Below are 22,589 nucleotides of genomic sequence, written 5' to 3'. Positions count from 1 at the left end.
CCCCGTCACGGCTCGGCCGGCGCCCCGTCATCCCCTCGGGATGGCGGGGCGCTCGTCGTCCCGCCCTCGATCATGAGCGGCGGCTCGGCGCGGTGGATCCGGCGGGCGCGACGCGTGCGGATCACGCCGCGGACGAACGCGACCGACACGAGCGCCGTGCGGTTGGGCGCGTTCCACGTGCGCATCAGCCGGCCGAGGTGCCAGGCGACGGCCTGCCGGCTGTAGCAGGTGGCGCGCGCGATCTCGTCGTTGGACAGCCCGTGCGCCGTGAGCGCGAGCATCCGCTCCTGCACGTGGTCGAGGTCGGGGGCGCGGGCGACCAGGTCGAGCTCGACGTCCTCGTCGGCGCGCGGGGGATCCGCGACCACCGGGCGCGATGCCGCCTCGCGTGCGCGGTGCCCCATCCACGCCTCCACCCAGCACGTGCAGAGCTCGTGGGCGACGTGCGACGCGCGGGCCATGGCGACGATGAGCACGCCGTGCCGGTCGGCGGTGGCCGCGTGCATCACGAGCGCGAAGACCCGGAGCGCGGGGAGCGCGGCGCGGAGGGCGACGGAGAGGTCGACGTCGGTCCGCGCCGCGTTGCGACCGGCGTCCTCCCGGAGGGCGTCGAGGCACGCGGTCGGCAGCGGCCGGGCGTGCTCGACCGACGCGAGGGCGTACGGCAGCACCAGGGGCACGACCTCCGAGTAGCGCATGCGCAGCCAGTCCCGGCCGGCCGGATGCACGTCCTCGAGCGGGCAGCTCAGCAGCAGCCCGAGGAACTCGTCGACGCGCGCGTCCAGCCCGAGGCCCAGCGGCTGGCCGGGCCGCAGCATCCGGCCGCGGTCGGTCTCCCGTGCCTCGCCCATCGACTCCCCTCGGGTCCGCGGTGCGCGCCCCCGGGACGTCCGCACCGCGCCCCCATCCTGTGCTGGCCGGGCATACGAGCGGTGGACGCATCGTGTCCCGCCGGATGACGGCTGCCGATCCGACCGCCCGCTCCTCGAGCTGCCCCGGGGCGCTTCTCCCCGGCCCACGACGAAGGTGCCACGACGGGGGTCCGTCGCTCAAGGCATTGACGGCGCCGGCCGTCCGTGCAAAGCCGACGCCGCGTGAGGTTTCGGGGGTCGCCCGGCGGAGCCGGTGCCCGGCGCTCTGGGGTCAGCGTCCCCGGTCGCTGTCCCGGCGCGGCGCGCGGACGCCCAGCCTGCTCCGATCCCGAGCGGCGGCTGCGGCCCGAGGCCGGGGAGCGGCGGGGATGACCGCCCTCTCGAGCATCGTGCACAGGGGACCCAGGTCACGGCTCTCGGAGGCGATGCGCGACGCCCGGTCGTTCTCCGCGCCGGAGACGCGACGCCAGTCCAGCTCCCATCCGGCATCCCGGGCCACACGATCCCAGAAGAGCCGTTGCGTCCGCCCGTTCCCCTCGCGAAAGGGATGGATGTAGTTGAGCTGGTCGTAGTGATGCGCGAGCCTCCGCACGAACCGCGGGCGGTCGAGCCCTCGGAGCATGTCGTCGGCGCGGAGCTCCTCCGCGGTGAAGGAGGCCGCCCGGTCGATCATCGAGACAGGGAGGAAGAACTCCGCCCCCTCCGCGTCCTTGCGGATGTCGACGGTGCGGATCTCCCCGGCCCAGTCGTATACGTCGGCGAACAGGCCACGGTGGATCGCTCGGAGCTCCGTGAGGTCTCCCGTGGGACGCGGCGGTCGGGTCAGGAGCTCGATCATCGCGGCGAAGGAGAGGTCGCCCTCCGCACGTTCCAGCTCGACGCGCGTGCGTGCGCCCACGCGGTTGCGGAGGATCCCCGTCGCCGGGTCCAGGTACGGATCGACGAAGCCGCCCATCGCGCGCCACTCAGCCGATGCCGTATCGGGCGCGGACGCGCTCGCGCAGCTCCGCCGCGTCGATGCGCCCAGCGACGTACTCGCCGGCGTCGTCCGAGGTGCCGGGCGTGAGGTGCAGCCCTTCCATCTCACCGCTGTGGGCGGCGTCCTCCACGCGGCGGCGGCGCTCCTCGCGCTCGGCGCCATCCCGGTCCTCCGGCATCCGCACTCCGATCCTCGATGCCCGATCGTACTGGCGCGACCCCGGCGGAACCGGGCCCGCTCGATATCGTGGGCCCCACCCGCGCCACCCGCGCGGCGTTCGAGGAGGAGCACCCATGAGCAGCTACGCCGTCACCGATCCGACCACCGGCGAGACCGTCGCCGAGCATCCCGAGATCACCGACGCGGAGCTGCAGGAGGCGATCGCCGCCGCCGAGGGCGCCTACCGCGGCTGGTCGCGCCGCACCTCGATCGCCGAGCGCGCCGCCCTCATCGCCCGCGTCGCCGAGCTGCACACGGAGCGCCGCGACGAGCTCGCGCGGATCATCGTGCGCGAGATGGGCAAGCCCCTCGACCAGGCGCTCGGCGAGGTCGACTTCGCCGCCGACATCCACGCGTACTACGCCCGGAACGCCGAGGAGTTCCTCGCCGACGAGCCGATCGCGCTCGCCGACGGCACCGGATCCGCGTTCGTGCGCCGCTCGGGCCTCGGCGTGCTGCTCGGGATCATGCCGTGGAACTTCCCGTACTACCAGGTGGCCCGGTTCGCGGCGCCGGCCATCGTCACGGGCAACACGATCCTGCTGAAGCACGCTCCGCAGTGCCCGGAGTCGGCCGAGGCGCTCGAGCGGATCTTCCGCGACGCCGCCGCCGACGTGGGCGCCGATCCGGGCGTGTACGTCAACGTGCTCGCGACGAACGCGCAGATCGAGGGCGTCATCGCCGACCCGCGCGTGCAGGGCGTCTCCGTCACGGGATCCGAGCGGGCGGGGGCCGCCGTGGCCGAGATCGCGGGCCGGCAACTGAAGAAGGTCGTTCTGGAGCTCGGCGGATCCGACCCCTTCATCCTCCTGTCGACCGACGACCTCGACGCGGCCGTCCAGGACGCGGTGAACGCCCGCCTCGACAACAACGGCCAGTCCTGCAACGGCGCCAAGCGCTTCCTCGTGATCGACCACCTCTACGACGACTTCGCCGCGCGCTTCACGGCGGCGCTCACGGTGGCGCAGCCCGCGGATCCGATGGCCGACGGCACCCTGCTCGGCCCGCTCTCCTCGCGCGCCGCGACCGAGCGCCTCACGGAGCAGCTGTCCCGCGCGGTGTCCCAGGGCGCGACCTTCCTCGCGAGCGGCGACCCGGTCGGCAACATGTTCCCGCCCGCGGTGCTCGCCGACGTGACGCCCGAGATGGACGCCTACCGCGAGGAGTTCTTCGGCCCGGTCGCGGCGCTCTACCGCGTGGCCGACGAAGAGGAGGCGGTGCGGCTCGCGAACGACACCCCGTTCGGCCTCGGCTCGTACGTCTACACGACGGATCCGGAGCAGGCGCTGCGGGTGGCCGACGGCATCGACGCGGGCATGGTCTGGGTCAACCTCGTGCTCGGCGACGCGGCCGAGCTGCCCTTCGGCGGCGTGAAGCGCTCGGGTTCGGGCCGCGAGCTCGGCCGGCACGCGGTCGACGAGTTCGCGAACCGGAAGCTGATCCGCATCGCGTGAGGCGCCGGCCGGGCATCGGCGCAGGGGCCGCGACGGGGGCGCGCGACCGGCCGTGAGGCGTCGGCCGCGAATACCCTGCACCCATGACGGATCCGCACGACACCGCACTCCGCCCACGATCCCGGGCCTGGCGGCTCGGCTGGCTCAGCCTCATCGGGCCGGCGGGCGTCGTCGCGTCGATCGCGGCCGCGCGGCTGATCCCCCAGCCGCAGTTCCTCATCGGGGCGATCCTGTTCGCCGCCGCGTCGATCGCCACGTTCGTGATCGGCATCGTGGGCGTCCGCCGCGGGATCGCGGACGCGCGGCGGCACCCGGCGGAGCGGCCGCGCCTCATCGCCGGCGGCATCGCGGTGGCCTCCCTCGGGCTGCTCGCCTCCGCGGCCGTCGTGCTCGTGATCGGCGGGATCCTCTTCGCGCTCTCGCAGTACCGCCCGTACTAGACGCCCCCGTCCCCGTCCGCGCCGGCCGGGGGCGTCGGCTCAGGCGCCCGACGCCGCCGACGGACCCCGGCGCGCCGCCACGGCGGCGTCCAGCCCGGCCGCGATGACCTCCAGCGGATCCGGGAGGGCGGCGATGGCCGTGGCGACCTCGAAGCTCCGAAGCCGGTACGACGGCGTCGTGAGGACCTCGCGCACGGCGCGGCGCACGGCGACCGGCCGCGGCGTCCCCGTCCGCAGGTTCCGCCCGCATCCGGCCCAGGCCACGCGGGCCGCCACCTCGGGCTTGTCCTCCGTGGATCCCGCGACCACCAGCGGCAGGCCGTGCGCGATGACCCGCTGCACGCCGCCGAATCCGCCGTTCGTCACGACGGCGTCGGTGAGCGGCAGCAGCAGGTCGTAGGGGAGGAACTCCGCCACGCGTGCGTTCGCCGGGAGCGGGCCGCCGAGCGCGCGCTCCATGTCCTGCACCGGGCGGCCGCCCGTGGTCGCGACGACGAGGACGTCCTCGTCGGCGAGGGCCCGCAGGGTCGGGACGATGAGGCGGCCGAGGTCGACGTTGTCGATCGTGCCCTGGGTGACGTGCACGACGGGCCGGCCGCCGACGAGGTCGGGCCACCAGTCCGGCAGCGCCGCCTGTTCCGCGAGGCCGGCCGCATCTCGCAGCGGCCCGACGAAGCGGACGGTGCCGGGCAGTTCCCGGCGCGGGTACTCGAGCTCGGCGACGCTCAGCTGGAAGAGCGCGTCGAAGCAGCGGTAGGCGTAGTCGAACGGATCTGCGCGGGAGGCGGGGGAGCCGATCTCGGCGAGCACGGCATCCGCCGCCTCTCGCAGCGGCCGGGTGAGACCGGGGCGGATGGCGAGCGCGAGCGCCCGGTTCCGGAGGCGTCCGAGGGATCCGCGGCCGGGAGGAAGGCCCGCCCCGAACGGCGCCGCGTCGACGCTCGCGAGCACCACGGGCGTGGTGCCGATGCCGAGCACCGGCAGGCGCTCCGCCGGCGGGAGGGCGAGGTAGGGGGTGAGGCCCGTGAAGGCGCCCTCCGCGAGCACGGCGTCGAACGGCTCGGCGTCGAGGAGCGCGAGCACCGCGCGGTGCTGCGCCGGGATCACCCGCACGAACAGGGCGATCATGCCCTCCCGGATCGCCGCGACGCCCCGCGCCGCGGACGCTGTCGCGAGCAGCTCCTCGAGGTCGGCGTCGTCGAAGTCGACCTCGGCGGGCAGGGGCGCGAAGCGGAGCCCGGCCCCCGTGACGAGGTCGCGGTACTTCGCGCCCGTCAGCACGGTGATCGCGTGTCCGCGCGCGGCCAGCCCCCGGCCGACGGTGACGAGCGGCGCGAGGTGCCCGTAGATGGGCGGGGCGCAGAGCAGGTAGGAGGACACGATGCTGCTTCCGGTCGGGTGCGCGAGGAGCGCGGACGGACGGGCGGACGGGCGGACGCGGCGTGGGGCGTGCGGGCGGTTGGCGGTCGGCCGCCGAGAGGGCGCGTCAGGGGAGCGCGGCGCAGGCCCGCGGCCCGACCGGATCCGCGAGGAGCAGTCGCTGGAAGCGGATCACGCCGACCGCGAGGATCCCGAGGACCCCGGCGGCGACGCACGCGGAGCCGACGGCGACGGCGCCGAGCGTGAGGGGCAGGCCCGTCGGATGGGCGGCACGGCGCATGCTCGATCTCCCTCGTCGCGGCGGGAGCGCTGCGGTCCCGAGGAGGGTAGGGATCCGGGCTGGGATCGGCGCCCGACCGTCCACACCCGCGGCCGCGGGAGGCGCGGGCGGGGGATCCGGCCGCGCATGTCGCCGTGTGACGGGTCGCCGTGGGGTTCCGCGCCCACCCGGAGGCGGCATCCGCCAGGCTGGACGCGGCGCGACGGCCGGATGCCCCGCAGGGCCGCCGACCGCATCGTCCTCCACGCACGCACGCACGCACGCACGCACGCACGCACGCAGGAACGCCCGCCCGTCCCGCCCGCCCCCGAGGAGCCCCCGCATGACCGACCGCATCCTGACCACGCACGCCGGCAGCCTGCCGCGCTCGCCGGAGCTGACCCGCCTGCTCGTCGCCCGCGACCAGGGTCGCCCGTTCGACGTGGCCGAGCTGGCGGAGGTCACCGCGTCCGCCGTCGCCGACACCGTGCGACGGCAGCTCGAGACCGGGCTCGACATCGTGAACGACGGCGAGGTGCCGCGCGTCGGCTTCTCGACCTACGTGCTCGAGCGCATCGACGGGTTCGGCGGCGCCGGGCACCGGAAGCCCACGCTCGACTCGATCAAGTTCCCCGACTACGCCGCGTTCCAGGCGAAGCAGATCGTGGAGGGGGCGGACGTCGCGCGCGTCTGGGATCCGCCGGTCGCGCAGGGCCTGCTGGAGTACGACCCGACGCTCGCCGGCATCACCGAGGACCTCGACGGCTTCGACCGCGAGCTGGCCGCGCAGGCGGACCACGGCCTCCGCCCCGCCGGCACGTTCTTCTCCGCGGCGACCCCCGGGATCGTCTCGACGACGCTCCTGCTCGACGCCGCCAACCCGCACTACGGCGACGACCGCGCGTACGTCTTCGCGCTCGCCGACCAGCTCAAGCTCGAGTACGACGCGATCGTCGCGCGCGGCCACACCCTGCAGCTCGACGCGCCCGACCTCGCGATGGAGCGCGTGATCCAGTTCGGCGACGCCACCCTCGAGGAGTTCCTCGCGGCCGTCGACCTGCACGTCGACGCGCTCAACCACGCGATCCGCGACATCCCGCGCGAGAGGGTCCGCCTCCACGTCTGCTGGGGCAACTGGCAGGGCCCGCACCAGGACGACGTGCCCGTCGACGTGCTGCTCCCGCACCTGTACCGGGCGAAGGTGGGCGCGTTCAGCATCCCGCTCGGCAACCCCGCGCACCAGCACGAGGCGCCCGCGTTCCGCGCCCACCCGCTGCCGGAGGGCGCCGTGCTCATCCCGGGCGTCGTGGACGTGACCACCAACTACCTGGAGCACCCGCAGGTGGTCGCCAACCGGATCCTCGAGGTCGTCGACGCCGTGGGCGACCCGACCCGCGTGATCGCCGGCACCGACTGCGGCCTCTCGACCTTCGCGAGCTACGAGTTCGTCGCCACCGACGTGGCGTGGGCGAAGCTCCGGGCGCTGGTCGAGGGCGCGGAGATCGCGTCGCGGCGCGCGTTCGGCTGACGGGCGCCGTCAGCTTCAGTGCCGCTGGAGCTGATGGGACCGCGTGGCGGTGGTCGTCGGGTCAGGCCGCGCCCGTGCCCGCGATGTCGCGCAGGCGGCGGCGCACCGCCGCGTACGAGGCGACGAGGGTCGCGTCGAGGCCGGCCGCGCGCGCATCCGCCCACTCGTCGAAGGCTGCGCGCACCGCGACGCCCGCGAGCTCCGTCACGAGCCGCGCCTCCTGCGCCGTGATGCGGCCGCCGAACGCCGTGGTGATCCGCTCGGCCAGCTCCCACGAGCGCGTCGCGTCGATCGAGACCGCCGTCGACCGCAGCTGCGGCTCGGCGGCCATGAGGCGGCGCACGCGGAGCTGCTGGTGCGCGATGGCGGAGAGGTCGCCGTCGAGGGTCGCGAGCACGCGCTCGTAGACGGCCTCGAGCTGGGGGAGCGGCGCGGATCCGCGGTCGACCTCCGCGAGCCAGGCGTCGAGCGGCGCGTCGAACACGGGGTGGAGCGTGAGGACCGACTCCTCCTTGCTCGGGAAGTAGCGGAAGCACGTGCGGTCGGAGACGCCCGCGGCCTGCGCGATGTCGTGGATCGTGGTGGCCGCCATGCCGCGCTGCTCGAAGAGGGAGAGCGCGGCTTCGCTGATCTCGGTGGTCGTCGCCATGCGGCGCCGCTCGCGGAGGCCGGTCGCGCCACCCGTCGCGCCGCCCGCGCTCGCCGGGTCCGCCGTCTCCGCCGTCTCGCTCACCGTGCCCATGCCGTCATCCGCCTTCCGCGGATCCGATCTGCCGGATCCGCCGTTCGTGTCATAGACTGCCACATGGTCCGAGTCTGACATCCGGATCTCCCCGGCCCCGCACCGTCGCGCGCGCCCCGCCTTCCACTCCCCGGAGAACCCCCATGAGCACGCCGCCCTCCGCCGACACCCGGCGCGACGCCACCCCGCCCGCCGAGTCGACGATCCCCGCCACCGACCGCGCCGCGTCCGACCGCGCCGCCGCCCCCGAGGACGAGCGCCTGCCGCACGGCGCCCCGCTCGTCATCGGCCTGCTCGTCGTCGCGGCGTTCGTCGTGATCCTCAACGAGACGATCATGAGCGTCGCCCTGCCGAGCCTCATGGCCGACCTGCAGATCACCACCGCGACCGCGCAGTGGCTCACGACCGGCTTCATGCTGACGATGGCCGTCGTGATCCCCGCGACCGGCTTCATCCTGCAGCGCTTCTCCACGCGCCGGGTCTTCGGCGCCGCCATGACGCTGTTCTCGCTCGGCACGCTCGTCGCGGCGATCGCACCCGGCTTCGGCGTGCTGCTCCTCGGCCGCATCGTGCAGGCCAGCGGCACGGCGATCATGATGCCGCTGCTGTTCACGACCGTCCTCAACCTCGTGCCCGCCGCGCGCCGAGGCCGCCTCATGGGCGTCATCTCCATCGTGATCGCGGTCGCCCCGGCGATCGGCCCGACGGTGTCCGGCCTCATCCTCAGCTCGCTCTCGTGGCGCTGGATGTTCTGGATCGTGCTGCCCATCGCGCTCGTCGCGCTGACGCTCGGCCTCTGGAAGATCACCAACCTCACGACGCCGCGGAAGCTGCCGTTCGACATCCTCTCCGTCGTGCTCTCCACGCTCGCGTTCGGCGGCCTGATCTTCGGCCTCTCGAGCCTGGGCGAGTCCGCCGAGGGCGACGCGCCCCTGCCGCTGTGGATCCCGATCACCGTCGGCGTGCTCGCGCTCGCCGCGTTCATCACCCGCCAGGTCTCGCTGCAGCGCGAGGACCGGGCCCTCATGGACCTGCGCACCTTCCGCAGCCGCCCGTTCGTGGTCGCGATCATCATGGTGAGCGTCAGCATGATGGCGCTGTTCGGCAGCCTCATCGTCCTGCCGCTCTACCTGCAGAACGTGCTGGAGCTCGGCACGCTCGAGACCGGCCTGCTGCTGCTCCCCGGCGGCGCGCTCATGGCGATCCTGTCGCCCATCGTCGGCCGCCTCTTCGACCGCGTCGGCCCGCGCCCGCTCGTGATCCCCGGCGCGATCGTCGTGAGCATCGCCCTCTGGGGCATGACCACGATGCTGCACGAGGGCACGTCCATCGGCTGGGTCATCGCGGTGCACCTGGTGCTCAACGCCGGGCTCGCGTTCATGTTCACGCCGCTGCTCACCTCGGCCCTCGGGTCCCTGCCGCCGCGCCTCTACTCGCACGGCAGCGCCACCGTCTCCACGATGCAGCAGCTCGCGGGCGCGGCCGGCACAGCCCTGTTCGTCACGGTGCTCACCACCACGACGGTCGCCGGCCTCGCCGACGGCCAGTCCGAGGTCACGGCGACCGCGGCCGGCGTGCAGGCGGCCTTCATGATCGGCGGCTTCATCTCGCTCGCCGCGATCGTCGCGTCGTTCTTCGTGCGCCGCCCGGCGGAGCCGCTGCCGGAGGGCGTGGCGGGGCACTAGCCCCGCGCGGCCTCCGGGCCCCACCACCGGAGCAGCGCGGGCGCGGTGGCCAGCACCAGGATCGCGAACAGCGTCTGGTTCACCGCGCCCCACACCGGGATGCCCCCGGTGGTCGTGATGACCGTCCAGTTGACCGCGATGTCCGCGAGGATCACGGCGATGCCGAGCGCGAGGTCGAGGACGTGGGTCGCGGTGCCGATGCCGAAGCCCGCGATCCAGGGGGCGCGGACCACCCGCGGGGTGCGCTCGGGGTCTCGGCGGCGCGTGTCGCTCACGTCAGTCCCAGGACGCGGAGCCGGGCCGCACGTCCGCCCGCGTGCCCCCGCGCCACCGCGCGATCGCCTGCTCCACGTACTCGCCCACGAGGCCGGGCAGGTCGATCCGCGGGTTGTGGATCCACTGAATCTCGAGGCCGTCGAGGATCGCGAGGAAGCACGCGGCCTCGTAGCCGAGCGTCGCGTCGTCCATCTCCGGGATCTGCCCGAGGGCGACGGCCTCCCCGATGCGGCGGCGGATCTGCGCGATGGTGCGCGCGTACCGGCCGCGCATGTACTCGTGGGCGGGGTGCGTCGCATCGCTGGTCTCGGTCGCGAAGGTCAGGTACAGCTCGAGGAAGCCGCGGTGCTCCACGTGGTACCGCATGAGGTCGACGAAGGCGCGGAGGGCGGGGAGGCCCGGCGCCGCCTCGGAGACGAACGGCTGCTGCCGGTCCCACTCCCGCAGCACCTCCGTGAGCAGCTCCTCCTTGCGGAAGTAGCGCAGCACGGCCGCGGGGGAGACGCCGACCTCGTCGGCGATCTCCTTGATGGTCGCGGCGCCGTAGCCGCGGACGCCGAACACGCGTACGGCGGCGGCGACGATCTCCGCGCGGCGGCGCACGCCCGTCGAGTAGGGGCCGCGGGATGGCGAGCCGGCATGGGTTCCGCCGGCGTCCTGTGCTCCCGGATCCGCATGCACGCGGGGAAGGGCCTCCGCCGGGGCGCGGGATGCCCCGGGCCTCGGGGCGGCGCTCCTCGACTCGGTCACGATGCCGATCCTCCCCCTTGTGCCTGCGTGGGCCCGGACGTACAGTGACTCAACCGTAAACGGAGCATCAGTTTTCGTCGTGCGGATTCCACAGCTACGGACGAGGGCGTTCATGGGCGAAGAGGTGTTCGGTGTGGGCCTGATCGGGGCCGGACCGGTAGGGCAGGCCATCCACCTGCCCACGTTGGCGCGCATGGCCGACCGCTTCCGGGTCGTCCACGTGATGGACGTGGAGGCCGACGTCGCCGAGCGGGTCGCGGCCCGGGTGGGTGCCCGGCACTCGACCGACGCGGACGCGCTCATCGCGGATCCGGCCGTCGACGTCGTCGTCATCGGCAGCCCGAACCGCTTCCACGCCGAGCAGGTCGTCGCCGCGTGCCGCGCGGGCAAGCGCGCGGTCCTCTGCGAGAAGCCGCTCGCCGTCACGGTCGAGGAGGGCGAGGCCATCGCCCGCGCCTCCGCGGAGCACGGCGTGCCCGTCGTCGTCGGCACGATGCACGCGTTCGACCCGGCCTGGATCGCCGCGATCGACGCGTGGGACGTCTCGGGCGCCGCGCCGCACACCGTCCGCATCTCGGCCGTCATCCCGCCGAACCCCGACTCCGAGGACTACGCGACCGAGATCGTCGGCCGCCCGGCACCCCGTGCGGCGGGCGAGCCGGACGTCGAGGCCCGCGCGCTCGCGGTCTCCGGCGGCGTGCTCGGCCTCGCGATCCACGACCTCCCGCTCGCGCGCCGGCTCCTGCCCGACGCCCGCCCGCGCGTGATCAGCGCGCGCGCCCTCCGGCCGTGGGGCTACGAGATCGTCGCGATGGTCGGCGAGAGCGTGCTCGAGGTGCACGGCATCGGCGGCGCCTCGTGGGATCCGGAGTGGAGGCTCGACGCCGTCGCCCGCGACCGCTCCCTCCACCTCGACTTCTCGCTCTCCTACGTGCACGCCGGATCCAGCACCGCCACCCTCGCGGACGCCCGCGGCACCACGGGCTGGGGCCCGTACCCCGACAACGGCTACCTGGCCGAGTGGGAGCACGTGCACGACGTGGTCACGGGAGCGGCCGAGCCGGCGCCCCTGGCCGTGCTGCTCGCCGACCTCGCGCTCGCCATCGACATCGCCGAGCAGAGCGCCGCGCTCATCCGGGCGGGCGTTGCCGTGGCCGACCGGACGGAGGTCGCGGCATGACCGCCCTCACGCTCCGCATCGACCCCGCGGCGTCGCCGACCCACGCGGGCGCGGCCGTCGCGACCCTCGCCTCCCTGCCCGAGTCCTTCCGCCGCGCGGACGACGCGGGCGACGCGAGCGACGTGGTCGTCATCGCGGGCGCCCCTGGCTGGGCCGGCCGCGCGACCGCCGCCGCCCGCGCGGGCGCCCGCGCCCTCCTCGTGCTCGACCCCGGGCTGGCGACCGACGACGACCTCGCCGCGCTGGCGACGACGGGCGCGCCCGTGGTGCTCGACGTGCCGTGGCGGCACGACGAGGCCGTGCGCCGGGTGGCCCCGCGGATCCACCGCCTCGCCGCCCCCGGCGCCCTGCTCGAGGCGCGCGCCACGCTCGCGGACGGCGACGACCTCGCCGGCGCGGCCCGCGCCCTCGCGCTCACGGCGCAGGTGCTCCTCGGCTCGCCGCTCACGGAGCTCGCCGCGCTCGCGCGCACGCCGGACCACCTGATGCTCACGGGATCCACCGCCTCGGGCGTGCACGTGATCGTCAGCGCGCTCGTCGCGGCCCACGGCCACGCGTGCGCGACCTTCCGGCTCGTCGTCGGCGACCGCGCGGCGCACGTCGCGCTCCCGGCGCCCGGCACCGCGGCGCCCGGTCGCGCGAGCGTCACCGACGCCGCCGGCCGCGAGGACCTCCCCGTCGTCTTCGAGTCCGGCCACCGCACCGCGATGCGCCTCGCCCGCGACGCCGCCCACGGCCGATGCGTCCCCGACGACGTCGCCGACCTCCGCTCCCTCCTCGTCGCCGCGCCCGTGCTGGCCGACGAGCGGGCGTGACCCCCGAACCCAACCCCTCCACCACATCCCGCACCACACACAACCAACGGAGCACGAAATGCCACAGCAGTCATCCAGCGCCTTCGGCAACGGAGTCACCCGACGATCCATCCTCAGCGCCGGCGTCGGCGCCGCCGCAGTCGGCCTCCTCGCCGCCTGCAGCGGCGGCGGGGGAGCCGCGAGCGGAGCCGGCGCGCCCCTCAAGTTCTGGAACATGCCCTGGGGCGCGCCCGCCTTCCTCACCGAGGACAAGGCGATCTCCGCGGCCTACAAGCCCGCGAGCGGCATGGGCAAGGTCAGCTACCAGCAGGTCCAGTGGGCCAACTTCACGCAGACCTTCTCCACCGCGGTCGCCGCGAACAACGGCCCCGCCGTGAGCTCGGGAGGCGGGACGACGGCGTTCCTCTTCGAGTCGCAGGGCAAGATCGCGTACGCCGACGACCTCATCGAGACGTGGAAGGGCAACGGCATCTACGACGACTTCCTCCCGGGCCTCGTCGACACCCTGAAGACGGCCAACGGCTACGCGGCCGTCCCGTACAACCTCGACATGCGCATGTACTGGTACCGCAAGGACCTCCTCGAGAAGGCCGGCGTCGAGGCGCCCACCGACTGGGACTCCTACGAGGCCGCGTGCGCCGGGCTCAAGAAGATCGGCGTCTACGGCTACGGCACCCGCTCGGGCGCCGGCGCGTTCACCGGCTTCCACCAGATCGTCGCCCACATGATCAACAACGGCGGCGGCCTGTTCGACCCCGACCAGAACCCCGACGTCGTCACCGACAAGAACATCGAGGCCGTCGAGTGGGTGCTCGGCATGGTGAAGAACGGCTACGTGGATCCCCGCAGCGCCACCTACACCTCCGACAACGCGTATCAGCAGATGGACGCCGGCACCTTCGGCATGCTCTGGGACGGCGCGGGCGCCCCGGCGAACGTGAGCCCGGAGACCGCGGCGAACATGGTGGTCGGCGACCCGCTCGTGGGCCCCGGCGGCGAGAAGGGCGCGCTCTACTTCCCGAACAACATCATGATGTACAAGTCGACGCCCAGCCAGGAGAACAGCGAGGCGTTCCTCACGTACTACTACCAGAACATGAAGTCGCTCTGGACGAAGCAGACCGGCATCGGCCTGCCGCCGCTGAAGTCCATCGCCGACGAGGCGTACGCGGACGACGCGAACACCACGAAGATCCTCACCGACTGGCAGCCCATCTCGAAGACCTGGGGCGCCCCGGGCTCGAACACGGTCTTCCAGAACGTGACCAAGGTCGACGGCACGCAGCCGACCATCTCGTTCGCGCAGGCGGTGCTCGGCGGCACGGTCACCGCGCGCGAGGCCCTCGAGAAGCTGCAGAAGGAGCTGGAGGCCGGCGCGTGATCCGCGTCCACCCGGAGGCCGTGACGTGGACGGGGTGAGCTGATGGCGGTGGACACGCGCGTCACCGACAAGATCGGGATGGCCCGGCGCGGGGTCGGCGTCGCCGGCTCCGGCCGGCCGCCCGGCGTGACGCGCAAGGGATCCGGCAAGACGCCGCTCGGCCGGGCCGGGGCGACGCTGGCGCTGTTCGCGCTGCCGTCGCTGATCCTGCTGATCCTGCTCAACGTCTACCCGGTCGTGTACTCGTTCCTGCAGTCGCTGCAGCAGGGCACGCCGTCGACGCTGCCGTGGGAGACGCCGTTCGTCGGGTTCGAGAACTACGCGAGCGTGATCACGTCGGAGTCGTTCCGCAACGCGACGACGTTCACGATCGTGTTCACGCTCGTGGGCGTCTTCGGCTCGTGGCTCGTGGGCCTGGCCCTCGCGCTGCTGCTGCGCACCCGGATCCCGGCCAACGGGCTCTTCAAGGTGCTGCTGCTGCTGCCGTGGATCGTCCCGGTGGTCGTCTCGTCGACGTCGTGGAACTGGCTCGTGGCGACGCCGCAGAGCCCGGTGCCGATCATCCTCGAGACGCTCGGCTTCCCCGACGCCAACTTCCTCGGCGACCCGGTGCTCGCGCAGATCGTGGTCTGCGTCTTCAAGGTCTGGATCAGCTTCCCGTTCATGCTGATGATGATGTCCTCGGCGCTCGCGTCGGTGGACACCAACGTCTACGAGGCGGCGAAGATGGACGGCGCGAGCGCCTGGCAGGCGTTCCGCGGCGTGACGCTCCCGATCATCTCGAGGACCACCTACATCAGCTGGGTGCTGATGACGATCTTCTGCGTCAACGACTTCCCGACGATCTTCCTGCTCACGCAGGGCGGTCCCGTGAACGCGACGACGTCGCTGATCGTGCTGGCGTACCAGCAGGCGTTCCAGAACCTGCAGACCGGTCCGGCGACCGCGGTGGCGTTCATGATGACGGCGGTGCTCGTCCTCGTGTCGACCCTGCTGTACCGGCAGATCAAGAAGGCGGACATCGAATGAGCCAGGCACTCGCGGTCGGCGGCGCCACCTCGGCGACCGTCGGCGACGTCAAGCGCACCACCGCGAAGGCGCGGGAGCAGAAGGGCCAGTGGTGGCGCTTCCTGCTCATCGCGGTCATCACGCTCGTGGTGATCACGCCGATCCTCGCGGTGCTGTTCCTCTCCACCCAGCCGGGGCAGAACAGCACCGAGACCGGGTTCACGATGGAGAACTTCCAGCGCGTGCTCGGCGGCACCGACGTGATGATCTGGCTCGGCAACAGCCTGGTCGTCGCGCTGGTGACCGTGCTGGTCTCGGTCGTCATCGCGGCGCCCGCCGGGTACGTGCTCAGCCGCTCGCGGTCGAAGCTCGTCTCCGGGTACTCGCTCGTGCTGTTCGTGGTGCAGGCCCTGCCGGTGGTGACGGCGGCGATCCCGCTGTTCATCACCTTCTCGGCGATGGGCCTCATCAACACGCTGCAGGGCGTGGCGATCATCTACATCGGCTCGACCATGTCGGTCGCGATCTGGATGATGGCGGCGTACATCGACTCCATCCCGATCACCCTCGAGGAGGCGGCCTGGATGGACGGCGCGAGCGTGTTCGGCGGGTTCGTCCGCGTCGTGCTCCGCAACTCGCTGCCGGGCATCCTCTCCACGGCGATCTTCTCGTTCCTGCTGGCCTGGAACGACTACCTGATCGCGCTCCTGTTCCTGCAGGACTTCACGAAGTACACCCTCCCCATCGGCCTCAACACGTTCTTCCAGCAGAACGCGGCCGACTGGGGATCGGTGATGGCGGTCGCGGTCATCATGATGCTGCCGCCCGTGCTGATCTTCGCCCTGCTGAACAAGTACTTCAGCGTCGGCGGGATCGGCGGGTCGCTCGCCGGGAGGTGATGCGGCCGGCCGGGCGCGGGTGAGGCCGCGTCCCGCACGAGAGCCCGCTCCGGGATCCACGTGGATCCGGGGGCGGGCTCTCGTCGTGTGCGGCGGTCTTCGTCAGGCGCGCGTGCCCGTCGCGGGTGCGCGCTCGGGGGCCGGGGACGCCGCGGGCGCCGCATCCTCCTGCCGCCGCGCCGCCGAGCGCACCGGCTCGAGCAGGCGGAGCCCGTGCGTCCGGGACACCCACGCGGTGAGGCCCCACGTCGTGAGGAGCGTGAGCGGGAGGGTCAGCAGGAGGCCCGCGGGATCCGTGGCGCCCTGGTGCAGCGACGACGGGCTGAAGGGGGCGAGCAGGAACAGGATCAGGTTGTTCGCCACGTGCACGACGATCGCGAGCTCCAGCCCGCCGCTCTTCCACACCAGGAACCCGGCGCACAGCGCGAACGTCGCCAGGTCGACCTGACCGGCCCAGTCGTAGCCGTGGCCGACCATGAACAGGGGGACCGGGAGCGCGATGCCCCACACGGGAGACCGCAGCCAGGTGCCGAGCAGCTGTTGCGGCAGGCCGCGGAATGCGTACTCCTCGGCCGCGCACTGCAGCGGCACGAGCAGGAGGATCACGACGAAGACCGTCACGGTGCGCGCGTCCAGCGGCGGCGTCGCGAGGTCGTCCGGCGGGGCGATCGCCGACGAGATCCCGATCACCAGGGCGTAGAGGGGGATCACGACGGAGGCCGCGCGCAGCATCATGCGCCAGCGCACGCGTCCGACGACGGAGTGGATGGTGCCGCGCATCCCGCCGCCCCACCGCATGCCGAGCACGACCACGGGGATCAGCACGGCGAGCGACCCGAGGAGGAACAGCAGGTCGGCCGGGTTCGTCGGGTCCTCGAGGGTGTCCGACATGCGCCAGGCGGGCAGCGCGAATGAGGCGATCACCATGCCGACGATGATGAGGAGCCCCGACGCGAGCGCCAGGCCGAGCACCGTCCCGAGCGCGGCGAGCGGCCTCCACCACCGGGCGGTCTCCGGGCGCAGGTGGGCGAGGCGGTGGTAGGGCAGCGGCGGCGCGGGGTGGGAGGGCATGGACCCAGCCTCCCGGCGCCCGCGCTCCGGCGCCTCCTCCCGAGGGGGGAGGCGCGCGTCGCCCGGGGTGGAGATCGGCGAGGTCGTCGAGCGCTGGTGGATCGCGCAGCCTCGCCGGGCCGCTCGCAGGACCGTGACGCGGCCGGGTCGGTGCGCTACTTCGTCGGGTTCGGGTGCTTCGTGTGGACCTGCTCGAGGAAGACCGTCTGCCCCTCGACGTAGAACCAGATGCGGGCGTCTCCGCGCGCGGTCGGCTTGTGCTGCCAGCGCACGTGGCGCGTGCCGCCGCGCGTGATGATGCCGAGTTCCTCGCCTTTGAGCGGGTAGTTCGTCGGCGTGCGCTCCGTCGGCGTCCGGGTCAGGAAGTCCCACGTGTCCGCCAGCGGCCCACGGATGGTCGCCGCCAGGTCCTGTCAGCCCTTCCGCGCGCCCTCGGAGGCGAAGAGGATCGTGTACTCCGACGTCTTCGTGGGACGTGGGACCTGCGGAGCCTTAGCCACGGTCAGGGGCGCTCGACCTGCGTCGGCCGGTCGAGCCACTCGACCTGCGAGGCGGCGAGGCCGCCGGCGATGGCGGTCGCGGTCTCGCGCCAGGAGGTGAGCTCGGCGATGGCGAGGTGGGGCTGGCCGGTGGAGAAGGAGGCTCGCGCGGCATCCACGAGCTCATGCGCGCAGCTCTCCTGGTCCGCGGCGGACAGGGCGAGCATCCACGGGAAGCGCTGCGCCATGCGCGAGGCCAGGGAGCCCTCGTCATCGAGCGTGACGGTGATGAGGTCGGCCGCGAGCTGGAGGAGCTGCGCCTGCGCGTCCGTCGCGCTCTGGGACGTCAGCACCAGGGTCTCTCCGTCACGCCGAGTGATCTGGACCGGGTGCTCCTCCGCCTCGGCGAACACGTCCGCCGAGTGCTTGCTCAGGTCGGACGAGCGACGGATCGTCGTGCGGGCGTCGTGGAGGAGGGACATGGGGTCATGTTATTCGGAACGTGTTCGGAAGTCCACGTCGCGGATCAGGCGTCGTCGCGCTCCTCGTACGCCGCCCGCCGCTCTTGCACCTCCCGGATCCGGGCGATGTCGAACTTGGGCCGGCGGTGGGCGTCGTAGATGCCGTTCTGCTCCTGGAACGTGTCGGTGAGCTGGGTGTAGCAGTAGCCGAACATGCGCGGATCCTCGAGCAGCACCTCGGTGAGGCTGCGGAACCGGGCGTGCCACTCCTCCTCGGTCGCGACGCGTGCGCCGTAGCCCCAGGAGACGGCGCGCTCGGGGTCGGCGTCGTCGGCGGCAGCCGCGACCGCGGCCTCCTCTGGGTTCCACCAGATGCCGCCGTACTCGGAGACGAAGAACGGCTGGCCCGCGTAGGGCACCGACATCGCGCGGCCGTCCAGCTCGTTGACGAACGGGCGGCCGCCGGCGAGGCCGGCCTGCTCGCGGCGGAACGCGTCCGGATCCTGCTCGTAGGAGTGGGAGTCGTAGACGTCGGCGCCGGGCACGCGGTGGGAGTAGCCGGAGGCGTCGAGGACGGGACGGCTCGGATCCGCGGCCTTCGTGGCCCGGTACATGCCGGCGGTCACGTCGTCGAGCTGCGTGATGCGGTCGTGCAGCGCCTGGTAGGTCTCGTTCAGCGGGCACCAGCCGACGATCGACGGGTGCGAGCGGTCGCGGGTGACCGCCTCGATCCACTGGGTGATGAACGACGCCGTCGGCTGCTGTGCGTCCTTGCCCAGCCCGCCGCCCGCGCCCCAGTCGCCGAACTCGCCCCACACGAGGTAGCCGAGCCGGTCGGCGTGGAAGAGGAAGCGCTCCTCGAACACCTTCTGGTGCAGGCGTGCGCCGGTGAATCCCGCGGCCATCGACAGCTCGATGTCGCGGACGAGCGCGGCGTCGTCGGGCGAGGTCATGAGCGTGTCCGGCCAGTAGCCCTGGTCGAGCACGAGGCGCTGGAAGACCCGGCGGCCGTTGAGGAGGAGGTCCTGGCCGTCGATCGCGATGGAGCGGAGGCCGCCGTAGGACGCGACCTCGTCGACGACCCGCGCGTCGTCGCCCGAGCCGTCGACCAGGCGCAGCGTGATGTCGTAGAGGTGCGGATCCTCGGGCGACCACAAGCGCACGCGGTCCGCGGGGATCCGCAGGACGACCCGGGCGCCGAGGCCCGCGGGCACGGCGGCGCGCGTGACCTCGCCGGCCGCGTCCCGGAGCACGGCCTCGAATCGCAGGCCCGCCGTGCGCGGTGCGAGCTCGGGCGTGACCGTGAAGGACGCGTCGCCGAGCTGCGGTTCGACGTGCACCGAGCGGATGTGCGCCTCCGGCACGGGCTCCAGCCAGACCGTCTGCCAGATCCCGGTGGTGCGCGTGTAGAAGCACTCGGTGTTCGCGTACCAGGTGGCCTGCTTGCCGCGGGCCTGCGGCTCGTCGCGGGTGTCGCGGGCGCGGACCGTGATCACGAGCTCCTCCTCGTCGGCGCGCACGCCGAGATCCGCCGTGAACGACGTGAAGCCGCCGCGGTGCCGCGCGACCTCCTCGCCGCCCACCCACACGGTCGCGTCGTGGTCGACCGCGCCGAAGTGGAGGAGGACGCGGCGGCCGCTCCAGCCCGCGGGGATCCGCACGGTGCGGCGGTACCAGACCGCCGTGAGGAAGTCGACGTCGCCGATGCCCGACGCGGTGGACTCCGGCGCGAACGGCACGAGGATCTCCTCGGCGAGGTCCCGCTCGAGCAGCCCGCGCTCGAGGCCCGAGTCGCCGCGGTCGCGCTCGAACCGCCACGGCCCGTTGAGGTTCAGCCAGTCGGGTCGCGTGGTCTGCGGGCGCGGGTGCTCGGGCTTGGGGATGCGGGCGGTGTCCTCGGACATGGCGGGTCCTTCCGTCTCGGCGGCGGGCGAGCGTGCTCACGACCCACTGTGGCCCAGCCGGGTGGGACGGGCCCGGGAGGGGCGCCGCGCCCGCCGGGTCAGTCGCGCGGCGGGGCGGCGGCCGTCTCGGCCTCGATGGTCGAGGTCGTGGGCGGCGCCGCGTGCGCGCCGTGGCCGCCGTCGGCCGGGAGGCCCGCGGGGAGGTCGGGGGTCGCGCCCGCGCCGGAGGCCGCAGCAGCCGACGCGTGCGGGTGCGTGCGCTCGAGACCGGCGCCCTCGATGTCGACGTCCGGGAGGATCCGGTCGAGCCAGCGCGGCAGCCACCAGGCCGAGCGACCGAGCAGGTGCATGAGCGCGGGCATGAGCAGCATCCGCACCACGAAGGCGTCGAGGAGCACGCCGAACGCGAGGCCGAAGCCGATCGACCGGATGATGGTCGACTCCGAGAAGACGAACCCGCCGAACACCGACACCATGATCAGCGCCGCCGCCGTGACGACCGCGCGCCCGGCCCGGAAGCCCTGCACCACCGCGAGCCGCGCCTCGGCGCCGTGCACGTACGCCTCCCGCATGCCGCTCGCGAGGAACAGCTGGTAGTCCATGGCGAGGCCGAACAGGATCCCGACGAGGATCACCGGCAGGAAGCTCAGGATCGGCCCGCTGTTCTCCAGCCCGATGAGGCTCGCGCCCCAGCCGAACTGGAACACCGCGACGATGAGCCCGTAGGTCGCGAACAGCGACAGCACGAACCCGCCCGTGGCGATGAGGGGCAGGAGGATCGAGCGGAACACCACGATCAGGATCAGCAGCGACAGCCCCACCACCACGAGCAGGTAGAGCGGCAGCACCGCGGCCAGCGCCTCGGAGATGTCGATGTTGGTGGCGGCCTGGCCGGCGACGCCGAGCGTGATCCCGCCGTCGAGCTCGGGGAGCGCGCGGATGTCCTGCACCAGCTTCTCGGTCGACTCGCTGTTCGGGCCCTCCTGCGGCAGCACCTGGAACGCGAGCACGGTGTTGTCGTCCGTGTTGGCGACGGGGGCGACGGCGACCACGTCGTCGAGGTCGTGCAGGGTCTGCGCGACGTCGACCTGGGTCGCGAGGAGGTCGTCGTCGGCGAGGCCCGCGGGCACGTCGGCGACCACGAGCAGCGGGCCGTTCGCGCCCTCGCCGAACTCGGCGGCGACCGTGGAGAACGCCTTCTGGCTGGTGGATCCGGCGGGCTCGCTGGATCCGTCCGGCAGGCCGAGGCGCATGGAGAGGCTCGGGATCGCGACCACGAGCAGGGCGACGACCGTGCCCACCACCGTGAGCACCGCGCGCACGGTCGACATGGGCTTCAGCGCCTTCGCGGCCTCGGCCGGGTGCGCCGCCTGGCCCGCTGCGCTCGCCGCCCGGCCAGCCGCGCTCGCCGCCGCGCGGTCGCGCTTCCGCAGCACGCGCGTTCCGGCGAGGCCGAGGACTGCGGGCGTCAGCGTGATCGCGACCAGCACGGCCACGAGCACGCAGACCGCGCCGACCGTGCCCATCAGCGCGAGGAACGGCACGCCCGTGATGTTGAGGGCGAGGAGCGCGACGATCACGGTGGATCCCGCGAACACGACCGCCGTGCCCGAGGTGCCGTTGGCGAGCCCGATCGACTCGCGCACGCCGGTGCCCGCGAGCATCTGCTTGCGATGCCGGTTGACGATGAAGAGGGAGTAGTCGATGCCGACCGCGAGGCCGAGCATCACGCCGAGCACCGGGGTCACCGACGCCATGTCGACGATCCCGGAGAACGCGAGCGACGCCGTGACGCCGACGCCCACGCCGACCACCGCGGTGACGATGGGGAGGGCCGCGGCGATGAGCGTGCCGAGCATCACGATGAGGACGATGGCCGCGAACACGAGGCCGACGACCTCGCCGATGCCGAAGATCTCGGGCACGCCCTGCGCCAGGTCGGTCGCGAAGTCGACGCTCGTGCCGTCGACGGGCGCGTCCCGGAAGTGGGCGATGGCCTCCTGCTTGGTCTCCTCGGAGAGCTCGAGGCGCGGATCCGTGAAGGAGACGTTGACGATGGCCGTCGAGCCGTCGTCCGAGACGACGCCGATGCCGTCGGTGAGGCCGAGGAGCGTGCGGCCGAGCTCGGCCTGCTCGGCGCCCGCGTCGAGCTGTGCGCGCGAGGAGTCGACGGTGGCCTGCTGCTGCTGGAGGGCCTGGGTCTGCTGGTCGAGCTGGGCCTGCTGCGCGTCGAGGGGCGCGAGCTGCGCGGCCTGCGCGCCGGCCGCCTCGGCCTGCTGGCGCGCGGCGGTCAGCTGCTGCTGGCCCGCGTCGAGCTGGGCCTTCCCGGCGTCGAGCTGCTGCTGCGCCTGGTCGAGCTGCGTGCGGCCCGCGGTGATCTGCTCGTCGCCGCTCGTGAGCTGCGCGGCCTGGTCGGCGCGCTGCTGGGTGACGGCGAAGGGATCCACCACGCGCGCGACGCCCGGCAGGTCGCCCGCGCTCGTGGCGAGGGCGGAGATGTCCTGCTTCTGCTGATCGGTGAAGGGCGAGCCGTCCGTCGTCGTGTAGACGACCGTGCCGGTGCCGCCCGCGGTGTCGGGGAGCGTCTCGGCGAGCTCGTCGGTGACGGCGCCGGACGCGGTGCCGGGGATGTCGAAGCTGTTGCCGAGGGTGCCCGCGAACGCGAGGAACGAGCCCACGCCGATCCCGAGGATCACCACCCACGAGACGATCACGAGCCACGCGCGACGCGCGGCCATCGAACCGAGCCGGTACAGCACTGGCGCCATGTCATCTCCCTCAGACGCTTCGACGATACGCTACGTCTC

The 22,589-nt window shown here is 73.2% G+C and carries 22 protein-coding genes; 9 read left to right on the top strand and 13 right to left on the bottom strand.

All coding sequences use genetic code 11. The features are described from left to right. Window positions 1–5: 5 nt before the first annotated feature. The 3 genes from ACMT9T_RS09665 to ACMT9T_RS09655 form a co-directional block, all read right to left on the bottom strand. Complete coding sequence (locus tag ACMT9T_RS09665; protein ID WP_414745352.1) at window positions 6–851, bottom strand: helix-turn-helix transcriptional regulator; 846 nt, start codon at window positions 849–851, stop codon at window positions 6–8. A gap of 292 nt (window positions 852–1,143) precedes the next feature. Then, complete coding sequence (locus tag ACMT9T_RS09660) at window positions 1,144–1,827, bottom strand: Fic/DOC family protein (protein WP_414745351.1); 684 nt, start codon at window positions 1,825–1,827, stop codon at window positions 1,144–1,146. 10 nt (window positions 1,828–1,837) lie between these two features. Continuing rightward, entirely contained in the window at window positions 1,838–2,029 is a 192-nt protein-coding gene (locus ACMT9T_RS09655) for an antitoxin VbhA family protein (RefSeq protein ID WP_414745350.1), read from the bottom strand. Window positions 2,030–2,144: 115 nt separating this feature from the next. Here ACMT9T_RS09655 and ACMT9T_RS09650 point away from each other — a divergent pair, with 115 nt between their 5' ends. Together ACMT9T_RS09650 and ACMT9T_RS09645 are read left to right on the top strand one after the other, a co-directional pair. Then, complete coding sequence (locus tag ACMT9T_RS09650) at window positions 2,145–3,524, top strand: NAD-dependent succinate-semialdehyde dehydrogenase (RefSeq protein WP_414745349.1); 1,380 nt, start codon at window positions 2,145–2,147, stop codon at window positions 3,522–3,524. An 83-nt stretch (window positions 3,525–3,607) separates the two neighbouring features. Next, a complete protein-coding gene (locus tag ACMT9T_RS09645) occupies window positions 3,608–3,964 on the top strand; it encodes a hypothetical protein (protein ID WP_414745348.1) in 357 nt (118 codons plus the stop codon). A gap of 39 nt (window positions 3,965–4,003) precedes the next feature. Here ACMT9T_RS09645 and ACMT9T_RS09640 read toward each other — a convergent pair whose 3' ends face one another. Both ACMT9T_RS09640 and ACMT9T_RS09635 read right to left on the bottom strand, forming a co-directional pair. Further along, window positions 4,004–5,344, bottom strand: coding sequence for a glycosyltransferase (locus ACMT9T_RS09640; protein ID WP_414745347.1), 1,341 nt, complete (start codon window positions 5,342–5,344; stop codon window positions 4,004–4,006). 106 nt (window positions 5,345–5,450) lie between these two features. Continuing rightward, entirely contained in the window at window positions 5,451–5,624 is a 174-nt protein-coding gene (locus ACMT9T_RS09635) for a hypothetical protein (RefSeq protein ID WP_414745346.1), read from the bottom strand. 322 nt (window positions 5,625–5,946) lie between these two features. On the opposite strand from ACMT9T_RS09635, the gene ACMT9T_RS09630 reads away from it, so the two are divergent. Then, window positions 5,947–7,131 (top strand): cobalamin-independent methionine synthase II family protein, encoded by a 1,185-nt coding sequence (locus tag ACMT9T_RS09630; protein ID WP_414745345.1) that lies wholly within the window; start codon window positions 5,947–5,949, stop codon window positions 7,129–7,131. Between the two features lie 61 nt (window positions 7,132–7,192). Here the strand turns inward: ACMT9T_RS09630 and ACMT9T_RS09625 are convergent, their stop codons facing one another. Then, a complete protein-coding gene (locus ACMT9T_RS09625) occupies window positions 7,193–7,936 on the bottom strand; it encodes a TetR/AcrR family transcriptional regulator (RefSeq protein WP_414745344.1) in 744 nt (247 codons plus the stop codon). Window positions 7,937–8,016: 80 nt separating this feature from the next. Between ACMT9T_RS09625 and ACMT9T_RS09620 the strand changes: the two genes are divergently transcribed. Then, window positions 8,017–9,558: a DHA2 family efflux MFS transporter permease subunit gene (locus ACMT9T_RS09620; RefSeq protein WP_414745343.1), complete on the top strand. Its 1,542-nt coding sequence runs from the start codon at window positions 8,017–8,019 to the stop codon at window positions 9,556–9,558. Here the strand turns inward: ACMT9T_RS09620 and ACMT9T_RS09615 are convergent. Both ACMT9T_RS09615 and ACMT9T_RS09610 read right to left on the bottom strand, forming a co-directional pair. Then, complete coding sequence (locus tag ACMT9T_RS09615; protein ID WP_414745342.1) at window positions 9,555–9,833, bottom strand: hypothetical protein; 279 nt, start codon at window positions 9,831–9,833, stop codon at window positions 9,555–9,557. The genes ACMT9T_RS09620 and ACMT9T_RS09615 overlap by 4 nt on opposite strands. Before the next feature lies 1 nt (window position 9,834). Then, window positions 9,835–10,437: a TetR/AcrR family transcriptional regulator gene (locus ACMT9T_RS09610; RefSeq protein ID WP_414745341.1), complete on the bottom strand. Its 603-nt coding sequence runs from the start codon at window positions 10,435–10,437 to the stop codon at window positions 9,835–9,837. A gap of 259 nt (window positions 10,438–10,696) precedes the next feature. Between ACMT9T_RS09610 and ACMT9T_RS09605 the strand changes: the two genes are divergently transcribed. Genes ACMT9T_RS09605 through ACMT9T_RS09585 form a run of 5 tightly spaced genes read left to right on the top strand, consistent with a single transcriptional unit; the run spans window position 10,697 to window position 15,867 of the window. Continuing rightward, entirely contained in the window at window positions 10,697–11,764 is a 1,068-nt protein-coding gene (locus tag ACMT9T_RS09605) for a Gfo/Idh/MocA family protein (protein WP_414745340.1), read from the top strand. Beyond that, the gene (locus tag ACMT9T_RS09600; protein ID WP_414745339.1) at window positions 11,761–12,579 is read left to right on the top strand and encodes a hypothetical protein; all 819 of its coding nucleotides are present in this window, start codon (window positions 11,761–11,763) and stop codon (window positions 12,577–12,579) included. The genes ACMT9T_RS09605 and ACMT9T_RS09600 overlap by 4 nt, the downstream gene beginning before the upstream one ends. 58 nt (window positions 12,580–12,637) lie before the next feature. Continuing rightward, window positions 12,638–13,960, top strand: a complete 1,323-nt coding sequence (locus tag ACMT9T_RS09595; RefSeq protein ID WP_414745338.1) for an extracellular solute-binding protein — start codon at window positions 12,638–12,640, stop codon at window positions 13,958–13,960. A 42-nt stretch (window positions 13,961–14,002) separates the two neighbouring features. Beyond that, window positions 14,003–14,989 (top strand): carbohydrate ABC transporter permease, encoded by a 987-nt coding sequence (locus ACMT9T_RS09590; protein ID WP_414745337.1) that lies wholly within the window; start codon window positions 14,003–14,005, stop codon window positions 14,987–14,989. Continuing rightward, entirely contained in the window at window positions 14,986–15,867 is an 882-nt protein-coding gene (locus tag ACMT9T_RS09585; protein ID WP_116053766.1) for a carbohydrate ABC transporter permease, read from the top strand. The genes ACMT9T_RS09590 and ACMT9T_RS09585 overlap by 4 nt, the downstream gene beginning before the upstream one ends. A 102-nt stretch (window positions 15,868–15,969) precedes the next feature. Here the strand turns inward: ACMT9T_RS09585 and ACMT9T_RS09580 are convergent, their stop codons facing one another. The 5 genes from ACMT9T_RS09580 to ACMT9T_RS09560 form a co-directional block, all read right to left on the bottom strand. Beyond that, window positions 15,970–16,938, bottom strand: coding sequence for a CPBP family intramembrane glutamic endopeptidase (locus ACMT9T_RS09580; RefSeq protein WP_414745336.1), 969 nt, complete (start codon window positions 16,936–16,938; stop codon window positions 15,970–15,972). 155 nt (window positions 16,939–17,093) lie between these two features. Further along, complete coding sequence (locus ACMT9T_RS09575; protein WP_414745873.1) at window positions 17,094–17,345, bottom strand: hypothetical protein; 252 nt, start codon at window positions 17,343–17,345, stop codon at window positions 17,094–17,096. A gap of 95 nt (window positions 17,346–17,440) precedes the next feature. Further along, a complete protein-coding gene (locus ACMT9T_RS09570) occupies window positions 17,441–17,899 on the bottom strand; it encodes a prevent-host-death protein (protein ID WP_414745335.1) in 459 nt (152 codons plus the stop codon). A 44-nt stretch (window positions 17,900–17,943) separates the two neighbouring features. Then, entirely contained in the window at window positions 17,944–19,782 is a 1,839-nt protein-coding gene (locus tag ACMT9T_RS09565) for a glycoside hydrolase family 2 protein (RefSeq protein WP_414745334.1), read from the bottom strand. 98 nt (window positions 19,783–19,880) lie between these two features. Beyond that, on the bottom strand, window positions 19,881–22,550 hold the full coding sequence (locus ACMT9T_RS09560; RefSeq protein WP_414745333.1) for an MMPL family transporter: 2,670 nt from the start codon (window positions 22,548–22,550) through the stop codon (window positions 19,881–19,883). Between the last annotated feature and the right edge of the window lie 39 nt (window positions 22,551–22,589).

Origin of the sequence: Clavibacter vidaverae (assembly GCF_047529985.1) — a bacterium.
Classification (GTDB): Bacteria; Actinomycetota; Actinomycetes; order Actinomycetales; family Microbacteriaceae; genus Clavibacter; species Clavibacter nebraskensis_A.
This window is presented reverse-complemented; position numbering and strand designations above follow the sequence as displayed.